We start from the raw sequence: 11,499 nt of genomic DNA, 5'->3' as shown, positions 1-11,499 counted from the left end.
CTTTTTATTCTTACTCATGGGCACCTCTTTTAAGTGTTGAAATTATAACAAGTTAAAAGAGATGACACAGTTATTTAAACACTACCAAGGTAAACCCTGAAAATAATAAACCGACTACTAAATTCTAGAGTGAAAGAGTTTCCAACAATCATTCAGGGCTCTACGTGTGATATTCTTGCAATTTATTTAGGAGCCTGCAGTGTTTGTTTAAAGGAGAAAGCTTGTTGTAAAGCATTTAAATCTACCTTTTCACTTTTCTTCATATCAGCAATTGTTCTTGCTACTTTAAGTAAGCGATAATAGGCACGTGCCGATAATTTAAGGCGTTTCATAGCCTCTTCTAAAAAAGCTCGTTCGTTATTCCCCAATCCACAAACGCTTTCACAATCCTTTGTATTTAAGTGGGCATTAAGGCAATCTTGTCGCTCGAGTTGCTGCGCTCTTATTTGAACAACGGTTTGTCTGATGCGCTCACTTTGGCTAGATTCTATAGGCTTTGGTTTAATGAGCTCTTTATGTGTTAAAGCTTGAACAGTAATCTGCATGTCAATTCTATCTAATAAAGGTGCTGACAATTTGGCTAGATAGCGGGTGATACGCTCAGGGGTGCATAGGCAGTTTGCATGAGGATTACCCCATTGACCACAGGGGCAGGGATTCATTGCCGCTATGAATTGAAATTTAGCTGGGAATTCAATTTGATTTGCTGCCCGCGAAATCCAGATGTTACCTGATTCTAAAGGTTCACGTAACGTTTCCAGCACTTGTTTTTGGAATTCAGGTAACTCATCAAGAAATAAAACACCATGATGAGCAAGAGAAATTTCTCCCGGCTTAGGTGGATTGCCGCCTCCCACCAAAGCGATGGGCGAGGCTGTATGATGGGGTGAACGAAAAGGAGGCGAACGCCACTCATTAAAATCAGGAAAACGCCCGCGAATGGAGCTAATAGCAGCACATTCTAAAGCTTGTGTTTCAGTAAGCTCAGGAAGGAGAGTGCTGAAGCGTTTGGCTAACATCGTTTTGCCACTTCCGGGTGGGCCGCTTAGCAAGATGCTATGTCCTCCACAAGCCGCTATTTCCATAGCGCGTTTTGCATGCTGTTGTCCTTTAATATCTGACCAGTCAAGTTTAGACGCTGCTGTATTAATTTCAGGGCGAGAAGGCAATGGGTCTAAGGGCGTGTTCTGACATAAATAACTACAAACTTCGCGTAGATTCTTTGCTGTATATACACTGCTATAGCCTGCTAATGAGGCTTCTTCAGCATTGGCAACGGCAATAATTAATTGTTGATTATCACGATGAGCTGCTAATACTACAGGAATAATTGCAGAGACACCGCGTAAATTACCATTTAATGCAAGTTCGCCAATGAATTCATGAGAAGCTAATTTTGCTAAGGGCAATTGTCCAGAAGCTGCCAGAATGCCAATGGCTATAGGTAAATCAAAACCACTTCCAGATTTGGGCAAATCAGCGGGTGCAAGATTTACTGTAATTTTGCGACAAGGGAATTCAAATTGACTGTTGATAATCGCACTTCGAACTCTGTCCTTGCTTTCTTTAACGGCTGTTTCAGCAAGGCCGACAATGGCAAAGCCAGGCAAGCCATTGGATAAATGGACTTCCACTGATACGGGTTGCGCATGAATACCAAGAGTACTACGCGTCTTAGTTAAAGCGAGATTCATTCTTATCTTCCTGATTATTGGACTATTGCGATAGACAGTTAATTCTAACTTGTTTTGATGAGGCTTGGCGAGAAAATTTATCGCTGTTTCAAAATGTTACGATTGAATGGTAACAAAAGGCAGTTGATACCTTTTGTTACTTTCAAGAATCTAAAGAGCAATTATGAGGGGACTATTTTTTATTCTTTGCTAATAGCTTTTCAATCTGCGTTTGTAAATCATCAAGCTTCTCTCGTGTTCTTGCCAAGACTTTGGTTTGAACATCGAATTCTTCCCGAGTCACTAAGTCTAATCGGGAGAAAGCAGTTTGTAATACTTCTTTGAATTTTTGTTGAATATCTTTTTCGAAGTTTTGTAGACTTGTGGGTAAGGTGGCAAAAAGTTTTTTCGCTAAATCGTCAAGGTTTTTCGAGTCAAACATGTAAACCTCCTGCGTGTTTATTTATTATGGGTCACAGTCTAACAAAACTTAAGGCTGTCAGTCATGTATTTATCGATGTTGTATGAGGAATAACTTATGAAAATGCTTACAGCGATTATCAAGCCTTTTAAACTTGATGATGTGCATGAGGCTCTAATGGAAATTGGGGTGCCTGGAATAACTATTTCCGAGACTCGTGGATTTGGTCGGCAAAAAGGACACACGGAGCTTTATCGAGGTGCGGAGTACGTAGTTGATTTTCTACCAAAAATTAAAATAGAGCTTGCCCTACCAGACAATATGATTGAAACTGCAATTGATGCGATTTGTAAAGCAGCTTATACAGGTAAAATTGGAGACGGCAAAATTTTTGTTTACGAATTGCAACAAGTCGTGCGTATTAGGACTGGTGAAGTAGGGAATGATGCTCTTTAAGTAAGCAAATGTGTTGGTTTGGTACGCAAGCTTATACCGATAGCTTGGAAGGTTATTTTTTCTGATCTAAAATTTCGCTTTGCAAATGCCAATGAACAACAATAACCATCCCATTATAAAAGCCAATCCACCTAAGGGGGTAATCATACCTAGCCCTCTTAATCCAGTTACACTAAGAATATATAGGCTACCTGAGAACAAAATACATCCTAGAATAAACCCGATTCCAGCAGCATTGACCCATTGATTTTTTATATGAAACATTAAAATTGCCAAAGCCAATAACGCCAAGCTATGGTAAAATTGATATTGAGTACCCGTCTGAAAAATACTTAAAGAATAGGCACTTATTTTTCCCTTTAGGGCATGTGTACCAAAGGCACCTAAAATGTTTGCCACCAAGGCAAGTAGAATGGCAATTAACATAAAACCTTTCTGCATAAATGGCTGTCCTTTAAATCCATTCCAGTATTTTCTATATGATTTCTACCAATAAAACCTGCAAGGATAAGTCCTCTTGATCACGAGGTTAAATTACTCATTATAAAATCCCACTCTTTCTTATCTACTGGTAATACTGATAAGCGGTTTCCTCGTCGCAGAAGCATCATTTTTTCAAGTTCAGGGTATTGTCTTAGGGTATCTAAAGAAATGAGGTGCTTAAATTTCTCTTTAAAGCGTATGTCAACCATGAACCATCGGGGATTATCTGGGGTACTTTTAGGATCGGGATGCTCACTCTCGGGATCAAATGCAGTATGGTCTGGATAAGCATGGCTACTAACTTCGGCAATACCAATAATACCTGGTGGATTACAATTAGAATGATAAAAAAATACTTGATCACCAATGGTCATTTCATTGCGCATAAAATTACGTGCTTGATAATTACGTACGCCATCCCAATGGGTACTTTGATTTGGGGCATTGCGAAGATCATCAATACTGAAACAGTCAGGCTCTGACTTCATTAACCAATAATGGGTCATGGTTTACTCCAATAGATTGCGCGTTGGGTAATTACAGCAGTGAGAGGTACATCCCAAGCGTGCGCTTCAATATAGTTTTGTCGTTGAAATTCATAGGCTACGCCGATGAGTAAGGGATGAGTCTCTCTTTTCAGAGTACGGTCGTAATAACCAGCTCCCATTCCCAAACGAGTACCTTTTTTATCAAAAGCGACTAAAGGCATGAAAATGATATCCAGTTGATGGGGTGATGCGGCGGTGTTTCTGTCAACATTTGGCTCAGGGATTCCAAAACGATTTTCAACAAAAGGTGTGGCTGGGGTCGCAGGTAAAAAAGACAGTGTCTTATCTTCGTTAAGCGCAGGGAAATAGCAATATTTTCCTTGTAAGGGAGCCGAATTCCATAAAGCATTTAAACTGATTTCACCCCCCACTGCTTTATAAAGTGCAATCCGTCGCGCATAACGATATTGTTCAAGACTGCGAATGCGAGCACAAACTTGATTGGAAGCTGTCTCCTGATAGGAAGGAGACAAATTTTCACGTATTTGTCGACAGCTACGTCTTAAAGCAACTTTAAAGCGATCCGCCATGTTTCAAAGGTCTCTTCTTAAAATTATCGCTGAGAGGTTGTTGATAATTGCTTTGATAGCAGCAAATGTCAACAACCCCTATACTAGGGGTCTGTTTATAATTCTACTATCTTGGCCGAAAAGGCTTGAGTTTCTGTGCTTCGTTGCTCAAAATTAAAGCCTTTTCAACTCAAGCTAGCGAATTGTAGCAAGAGCCTAATTTAGTCCTATCTTTTATGGAATATTTTTTTTGAAAAACACTGGTTTTATTAGAAAAAATAAGGTATATAGCTGTCGAATTTACTGGTACTTTGTAACAACTGCAGAGTGAATAACGAGTAAAACTAGAGAGAGTGGCATGAGCGATATGTTTGATGATGATATAGATGAAGTTGATTCCTTCTCGGATCCCGAAGAAGAGTTGATTAATACCGAGGCAGCTGAAACTGCAACTTTGGATGCTCGTAGACGTCTTGAAAATATGCTAGAAGAAAAGCGACTGCGTGATGAGCTAGATGATTTTGTGGACTACTAAAAATGTCTACGCTCATTTTTATTAATGAAAATGGGCAGAATACCCCCTTCCCTATGGATGATCGCATTTTTTTAGGGGAGGGGCTTTTCGAAACTCTGCGCATAGCTGACGGTAAACCTTGTTATGCAAAACTTCATTGGCAACGTCTACACAATGGAGCCTCTCTTTTAGGAATTCCTTTGGAAATTCCTTTTGATCTCTGGCTGGAAAAACTTCACTACTGTATTGAATTAGCTTCCTTGCAAAATGGTGGTATAAAAGTAACCTTGAGTGGAGGGAGTGCATCTAGAGGATTAGATGCGAAGAGTCAGGAATCCCGTTTGTGTTTTGATACCTTTCATTATGTAAAAAATTCACATGCTCTTAAATTGATAAGTGCACCGTGGGTGCGGGATAATAATAATCCTATTTATCAGGTTAAGTCAGTCAATTATCTTGAGGCAATTATTGCTCGACGGCAGGCTCAGCTTGTCGGTGCCGATGATGTTTTATTTTATAATTTAAAAAAACATGCTACAGAAACATCGATAGCAAATTTATTTATTATTAAAGACAACCTACTATATACGCCTAATGTAGAAAGTGGAATTTTAGCAGGAATTGTACGTCAGCGATTATTATTCCTTAGTAAAGCTAATGCTATTAGTTATTTTGAATGTGAATTAGATGAACTGGCCTTACATAATGCCGATGCCATGTTTGTATGTAATTCATTGCAAGGGATACGCACGGTTTCAATGTTGGATAAGAGTTCCTTTGTTCCTCACCACCCTCTAGTTAATCTATTGCAGGAGTTGTTAGCAAAAGATAATTGTTAATTTGCTACCCGGCGACGTTGGTAATATTTAAATATTTTTACTACAAGGAATAAGCCCCCTAAAGCAAATACAATAAGCATACTGGAGCTTTTGTAAAAAGGTGCTTGCTTAGTTAAAACTCCCATTCCTGCATAACCACAATAAGTGTACGCGATCTCAGCAGGGGTTAAAAAAATAAAGGTGGTAATAATATAGTGACTAAATTTAATTTGGGTAAGTCCCAAGCCATAATTGACTAGATTGAAAGGAATAATGGGAACCAGGCGTAATAAGGCAACAAATTGCCAACCACTTTTTTCGACCCCTGCAATAAGCCTGTTAATTCTTGGTCCTCTTTTCTTGGCAAGCCAATCGATAGCCCAATGTCTGCTAATACAAAAAGCACAAGCAGCACCAAGAGTGGCTGCTAGTAAATTAAGTAGAGTCCCAAACAAAGGGCCAAATAATGCCCCACCAGCAAGGGTAAGCACCATAGTTGGCAACAGTAAAACAGTGGCAATACAGTAAAGCAACAAAAACAAAACAGGGGCTAACCATCCTAAGTTTTTGATGCCATGAAGAATAATCGGTGCATTCTGCTGAAAATAATAAGCACTGGCAATGAACGCCGAAATTGCCAATAGCGTGCAGAACACTCTCATTCGTAATAATATCTATGCAGCATCTTCTCACTTTATTACAGAGTGCTTATTTGGGCAAGTTTCTATTTCTCATTAAATTTAAAGAAGTATATGCCACTAGGGAATATTTGGGGAGTTATCTTTAGCTTGTTGAGGTACTTCTGGGGTGGTGGCTTCTGATTCCTGGTTTTTATGATGAACTGTTGTCGCTTCAAAAAAGCCTACATTTGATTTTGGCAAAATATTGATTTGTGATTCTGATAATTTTTTATTCCAGCTAAAGTATTGAGCTTCTGTTAAATAGGGCTTTAGGTGGTCCATAAGAAGTTCTCGAGCCTCAGTAATTTTGTGTTTTTCGGGGGGATTCATGGTATATTCATCCATTAATACAGCGAAATAGTGCACAGCCATTTGCGAGCAATTTTGAAGGTAAGAGAAATCAGCATAAACTCCATTTTGAAACGAAGCTGCTGCAAAACACAGTTTTTGGATTACTATTAAAGGCTCTTTGTTTTTAACAATGGCAGCAATATTTTCGTCCTTTTTAAATTCCTCTAATTGAGTTTCTGTTAAGTTGGTATTCTCTGCAGTCCAGCACATTAAATTACTCAGTAATGTTTTAATTTGTTGGTTCCAGTGCAAAAAAAGCTCTTGCTTAATACAATGATGTTCAAATTGCTGTAGAAATTTATAAGCCAAGTTCAACTGTTTGGCATTTAACGTACAGTGATTAAGTAAATAATGGAAAGCGTTTAGCGCTTGATCATGAAACGCGTTTTCCGCTTCAACATTTAAGTCGGAGTTTGCTTCTCTTGCTGCCTGAAGATGCTGTGTAATATTGATTATTATTTCTTCAGGTTGCATAGCCAAAGAAGATTTGTTCCAGGAAGAGAGATGACTAAGGTTAAAAAATATTGTTCTTTTAAAGATATTTTCAAGTTTGAGAACTAAATTAGGATTGGGGTATACAGAGGCTACACGATCGAGTATCCAATCCAATTGTTGTGCATTGAATTCCTTCGTTGAAATACTATTAATTTTTCGTGCCTGGCGTAAGCCATCTTCCCCTGATAGGGTGGTATGAATAAGAATTGCCATGATAGATAACTCTGCAGCTTGATAATCAGGATGTACATCTGAATGGAATTGGTAAGGATCGAGCAAGAGGGAACTTTGTTCCAAATTATTAAGATTAAAAGGAGAGCGCCAACTTCCCAAAATTTTTTCAGAGAACAACTTCAGTGTTTGATAGGCTAAGGTCGATGGTTGCCATTCTTTTGTTTTTGAGTCTGAAGTTGCGGAATGATAAGTCAGAAGAAAGAGCTCACAGGCTAATCTTGTAACTTGTATAAGAAGAGGATGAGTTTTAAGTTTAGTATTTTCAAAAAGATCTTCAGCAACCTTCAGAGGGGTGCTATAAGAACGGGATTCAAAACGGCTTTGTTCTATCTTTGTCTTAAGTATCTCCAAAATTTGGTCACTTACGTCTGTATAGACTGTCTCTAAATCGATCGAACCGGAGGAGGACCTGGAAATTAATGTTTGTAGTGGATCATTTTCTGCGCTTGTGAAACTTAAGATGAGAATTAACTGCTGTGCAGCGTAGAGATAAGGATTTAATTCAATATCTTCAGGAATGATTTTTTTTCCAGATACAAAGAGCCTCATGAGTGTACGAGCCATGAGATGATGCTCGATAAATTCATGGCTATTGAAGACTTCATAATTATCTTCTCGATAAAGCTGATAATGATAATTAAGGCATTCTTTAGGAGCTATTTCAAAAAGATTACTTAGGAAATGACAATAATCTTGCGGTGAGAGTCTAAATTTAATAGCCTCCAAACGCTCGATGGAAATCAGGATTTCAGTTTTAGACGTGTTTTTTAGGTTTTGCATACGAATTTGAAGGTCATTAAATGCTTTTTGTGGTTCATAAAAAAGAGCCTCTTCAAATTGCGCATCATCTAAACTTATTATTTCTAATGGTGAAGCGATAGTGACAAGTTCGGTATTTATGGGGGGTAGTTCTTCTAGAGCTTGTCGTAATCTGGAACCGGGTTGTGGATTAGTTTTGAATAATTGAAAAAAAGTAAGAAAGGAAAGAATTCGCCATAACCAGCTGAAATTGGAAGTCCAACTCCACCCTTGATTATGCTCATCATTTAATAGTTGAGTCCGCATTCGGTTGAACTGTGATAGTCGAAAAGGTGCACTGGTTTTAGATGTACTCTCTAATAAATCAAGTAATTCTTTTTTTAATTGAGTTCTATTTGTTGTAATAGCTTCAAGCTTTTTTTTCCATGCAACTAATAGAGCTTCTTCTGAATTATATTTAAGCATCTGTGGTCTCAAAATATCAAATGCAGCTTAAAAATTATTCACTAATGATACCTCAATTAATAATTAGCAAACGTTAAGTTATTGTAATGTTTTGCATCAGCTCTTAATTTTGTTGTCAACAAAATACTCAATACTTGTTTAAATTATTTTGCTAATAGTTCTTGTTATTCCTTTTTAATTCAGGCAATTTATAAAGAAGGTGATAATTTTCTGTCATGTTGATAATTCTAGGTCATTTTGTAGGAAAAATTTTACACGCTTAATAAAGCCTTAATCTTTGTTTGTTATTATGCAAACATGAATTAAACGCGGGAGGCTGTGATGGCTACTAGCACGAATTACATGTTAAGTAAGATGAAAGACATAAAATCTTCTGCTGAAGTAACAGTTAATAAATCTATGCCTGAAGTTCCTGCGCAAACTACAGAAACTGTTCCTACGGAAATTTCTAATGACTCTTTTGCAATAGACAAGCTCGTAGCTGACTGTCTAGTTAAAAAAGATAAACGTGATTATACGCCCCAATCCTAATTCTCCTCGTAACCCTTCATTTAGTAGTTGCCAATTTATTGCTTGAATTCTCATTGATGAGCGATATACTGTTAATATATCAGTCAAGTAGTTTGAGGTTTGTATGGCAGCTGGAAGCTTTGCTGAAACAGCTCACTGGCGAGACTCGGCTAGGAGTGCTCGGTTTTTCATGGTTGACGCAAGAGCAGCATTTCCTATTTTTCTTTTTTTAATGCACATTAGAATTTGGACCGGCATCCTGGTTTTAGTCTCTGCGGTATTTTTTGGTATTCTTGAACATTATGGGTTCACCGTTCCTGTTTTTTTACGTTGGCTAAGACAGGTTTTGGCTGGAACTGTTAAAAGCTCTCAACCGTGGTGGCGATGATGGAAGTAGACATACGTAAAAGCATGGCATTAATTGCGGGAAATATGAACGCAAAATTTTATTTAAATGATCGCTTTGTAAGCTTTGATGAGGTTTTTGCGGATACGGGTTTGCTTCCTGCAATCGCAAGACGAGCTGATCAATTATGCTCTCTTTGCTTGGGTTATGGTTTAGGAGTTACTTTTGATGAAGCCGAAAATGCTTTATTAGGGATACGGGTAGTTTTTGACGAGGTTACCCCCAATGCATTGCGTTTATTGTGTATGACGGATGTATTAAATGAATTAATTCAAGGAGGACCAAGCCGAGATTATACCCCTTTAGATGAGCTGATGTATGACTAGGTATTAGTAATTGTTTATTAAAGTAAATTGAATTGTAAAAAATGTGAAAGTTTAGTGTTTCTTAAGTTTGCCTTAAGCAAACAGATGGTAACCTAAGCAGAACTATAAAGTAGTAGGAGTAATTGTAATGGCTGCTGAAGAAAATAACAAAATGACAGTGGTAGGGTTATCACGTAGCCGCCATAGTGTATTTAGTACTAATGTTCCTAATATCCCTGCACCAAAAAAAGAATTAACACCAGATAACTTGCTTGCAGCAGTGCAAGGTCTTGTAAGTGCGCCCATGACTAAAGGTGTAGTTAATCCTCTTACTCAAGTAACTGCCATTAAATCAAACCCAGCAAATGACAAAGCTAACACAGTAGTCGCTCAGTGCACGAATAGGATAAAAACAAGAATCAGTGCTGTGCAAAAAGAGATAGCTGGTCCTGCAACTCCTCCTGAAGTGACTACAGGCAAAGATGATTCGCATAATTATTCACCACCGAACCCTTTTAATACTTAGGACTAATGCAGCGTTTTTTCTGAATGCTGTTATAATGTTCATATTCGTTTTTAATTTTAAGAGCGCGGTTAGCGCTTGAGAATAACCTTTCCATGAATGATAAATCGACTACTGAAGAGCATGCCCAAGCTATTCTTAAAGCATTAGATGACGCCATTGAACAGGGGCCGTGGGAAGAGTCTAATTTTTTACGTGTGATTGGTAAAAATTTACGACAGATACGGCAAAATTTTGCGAACTATCTCGGTAACCACCAAGAGCTAACGGTGACTAGGGGAGAGCATGGGGCCGTTCGTGCAGAACCTAAAGCAGGCCAACAAGAAATTTTTATTGCTCTTTATTCAACAGAGGGTAATAGCATACAAGCTTGGGAGCGTCTTTTGGCTAATTTACCTCGTCAAATGATCTCACGCCCTATTTATGCTAATGAGCAAGACGTGAGAAATTTAATAAAGTCGAAAGAAAATAAAATTAACGAGGCTTACGTAGCTGTCTATGTGCATGAAAATGATATCCTGCAAGTTGCAGCAGATAAGGTACTCACGGATCGGTTTGGTAGGCCTTTAATGTCACTTAAAGACCGCTCATTAAGTCTGGATAATATTATTCGTTTTGTACATTTATCAGGTGTATATCAGTATATCAAAGGGCGCCTAGTAAAAAATTCTTCTTCAGAATAAAACGATAGTCGCACCACACTTAAAGAGAGTATATACTTCTTTTAACCCACATTTATTTGATAAAACGGATGGCTCAACAATCACAGCAACAGGGCGGCGGCGATAATTCAATGGCACCAATATGGATCATGGTGCTAATATTTTTTACGCTTTTTTTTGTTTGGAAACTAGGGCATCAACATATTGTTGCTTTTGTTTTTTACCTCAATATCTTGCAAGCTAAACTGGTTGGTTTTTTTGTGAGCGATGCTCAACTTGAAAATGACGTTTATTTAATGCAGACCATTGATCCTGCTACAGTGGGTTGGGAGCAATTCGTTAATTTAACGAAAAGCGTGGGAGATTATATCCGGTATCCAATCGTTCTTATTCTTGTAAGCTTGGCTTTCCTTCTTTATAAATCAGATATTACTCTTAAATTTCGCAGAGCGCATAATATGAAAACTTTGCGCGCTCAGGAACAGCATAATTGGATGGCCATTATGCCTGTTGTTAAAGAGGATTTAGTGAGTGTTGATATTAATAAGGGACCTTGGGCGATGGCGCTTACTCCCATGGAGTTTGCTCGCAAATATAAATTATTAAAAAAGGATGATGCTTTACTGGACAATCCAGTGCCTGGACAGGAAATGACAGCTGGTGTTCGAAAAGGGGATGCAAAGCGAG

General features: G+C 38.2%; 15 protein-coding genes and 1 pseudogene. 9 read left to right on the top strand and 7 right to left on the bottom strand.

The features are described 5' to 3' along the window. Positions 1-182: 182 nt before the first annotated feature. Positions 183-1,694, bottom strand: a complete 1,512-nt coding sequence (locus Lbru_RS04325) for a YifB family Mg chelatase-like AAA ATPase (RefSeq protein WP_058440963.1) — start codon at positions 1,692-1,694, stop codon at positions 183-185. 172 nt (positions 1,695-1,866) lie between these two features. Continuing rightward, complete coding sequence (gene ubiK, locus Lbru_RS04320) at positions 1,867-2,115, bottom strand: ubiquinone biosynthesis accessory factor UbiK (protein WP_058440962.1); 249 nt, start codon at positions 2,113-2,115, stop codon at positions 1,867-1,869. A gap of 96 nt (positions 2,116-2,211) precedes the next feature. Between ubiK and Lbru_RS04315 the strand changes: the two genes are divergently transcribed. Continuing rightward, a complete protein-coding gene (locus Lbru_RS04315) occupies positions 2,212-2,550 on the top strand; it encodes a P-II family nitrogen regulator (RefSeq protein WP_058440961.1) in 339 nt (112 codons plus the stop codon). Positions 2,551-2,616: 66 nt separating this feature from the next. Here Lbru_RS04315 and Lbru_RS04310 read toward each other — a convergent pair whose 3' ends face one another. From Lbru_RS04310 to Lbru_RS04300, 3 genes are all read right to left on the bottom strand, one after another. After that, complete coding sequence (locus tag Lbru_RS04310; RefSeq protein ID WP_058440960.1) at positions 2,617-2,991, bottom strand: DUF423 domain-containing protein; 375 nt, start codon at positions 2,989-2,991, stop codon at positions 2,617-2,619. A gap of 80 nt (positions 2,992-3,071) precedes the next feature. After that, complete coding sequence (locus Lbru_RS04305) at positions 3,072-3,539, bottom strand: EVE domain-containing protein (RefSeq protein WP_058440959.1); 468 nt, start codon at positions 3,537-3,539, stop codon at positions 3,072-3,074. Then, a complete protein-coding gene (locus Lbru_RS04300) occupies positions 3,536-4,111 on the bottom strand; it encodes a 5-formyltetrahydrofolate cyclo-ligase (RefSeq protein ID WP_058440958.1) in 576 nt (191 codons plus the stop codon). The genes Lbru_RS04305 and Lbru_RS04300 overlap by 4 nt, the downstream gene beginning before the upstream one ends. A 337-nt stretch (positions 4,112-4,448) precedes the next feature. On the opposite strand from Lbru_RS04300, the gene Lbru_RS17440 reads away from it, so the two are divergent. Further along, a complete protein-coding gene (locus Lbru_RS17440; RefSeq protein WP_165481418.1) occupies positions 4,449-4,625 on the top strand; it encodes a PA3496 family putative envelope integrity protein in 177 nt (58 codons plus the stop codon). Between the two features lie 2 nt (positions 4,626-4,627). Then, positions 4,628-5,443: an aminotransferase class IV gene (locus tag Lbru_RS04295; protein WP_058440957.1), complete on the top strand. Its 816-nt coding sequence runs from the start codon at positions 4,628-4,630 to the stop codon at positions 5,441-5,443. Here the strand turns inward: Lbru_RS04295 and Lbru_RS04290 are convergent. Both Lbru_RS04290 and Lbru_RS04285 read right to left on the bottom strand, forming a co-directional pair. Then, positions 5,440-6,084 carry a TVP38/TMEM64 family protein gene (locus tag Lbru_RS04290; protein ID WP_058440956.1) on the bottom strand — a complete coding sequence of 215 codons (645 nt, stop codon included), beginning with the start codon at positions 6,082-6,084 and terminating at the stop codon, positions 5,440-5,442. The genes Lbru_RS04295 and Lbru_RS04290 overlap by 4 nt on opposite strands. A gap of 96 nt (positions 6,085-6,180) precedes the next feature. Further along, the gene (locus Lbru_RS04285; RefSeq protein WP_058440955.1) at positions 6,181-8,406 is read right to left on the bottom strand and encodes a hypothetical protein; all 2,226 of its coding nucleotides are present in this window, start codon (positions 8,404-8,406) and stop codon (positions 6,181-6,183) included. A 321-nt stretch (positions 8,407-8,727) separates the two neighbouring features. Between Lbru_RS04285 and Lbru_RS04280 the strand changes: the two genes are divergently transcribed. The 6 genes and pseudogenes from Lbru_RS04280 to Lbru_RS17315 all read left to right on the top strand — a co-directional run. Beyond that, positions 8,728-8,937: a hypothetical protein gene (locus Lbru_RS04280; RefSeq protein ID WP_058440954.1), complete on the top strand. Its 210-nt coding sequence runs from the start codon at positions 8,728-8,730 to the stop codon at positions 8,935-8,937. Between the two features lie 103 nt (positions 8,938-9,040). After that, positions 9,041-9,304 carry an IcmT/TraK family protein gene (gene icmT / locus Lbru_RS04275; protein WP_058440953.1) on the top strand — a complete coding sequence of 88 codons (264 nt, stop codon included), beginning with the start codon at positions 9,041-9,043 and terminating at the stop codon, positions 9,302-9,304. Continuing rightward, the gene (locus Lbru_RS04270; protein WP_058440952.1) at positions 9,304-9,648 is read left to right on the top strand and encodes a type IV secretion IcmS family protein; all 345 of its coding nucleotides are present in this window, start codon (positions 9,304-9,306) and stop codon (positions 9,646-9,648) included. Before icmT ends, Lbru_RS04270 begins: the two co-directional genes overlap by 1 nt. Before the next feature lie 127 nt (positions 9,649-9,775). Further along, positions 9,776-10,153: a hypothetical protein gene (locus Lbru_RS04265; protein ID WP_058440951.1), complete on the top strand. Its 378-nt coding sequence runs from the start codon at positions 9,776-9,778 to the stop codon at positions 10,151-10,153. Between the two features lie 92 nt (positions 10,154-10,245). Beyond that, positions 10,246-10,833, top strand: coding sequence for a Dot/Icm secretion system protein IcmQ (gene icmQ, locus Lbru_RS04260; protein ID WP_058440950.1), 588 nt, complete (start codon positions 10,246-10,248; stop codon positions 10,831-10,833). 68 nt (positions 10,834-10,901) lie between these two features. Next, a pseudogene (locus tag Lbru_RS17315) lies at positions 10,902-11,499 on the top strand (type IVB secretion system coupling complex protein DotM/IcmP); the annotation flags it as partial.

Source organism: Legionella brunensis, assembly GCF_001467025.1.
Classification (GTDB): Bacteria; Pseudomonadota; Gammaproteobacteria; order Legionellales; family Legionellaceae; genus Tatlockia; species Tatlockia brunensis.
The sequence above is the reverse complement of the archived record's forward strand: the minus strand, read 5'-3'. Positions and strand labels throughout refer to the sequence as shown.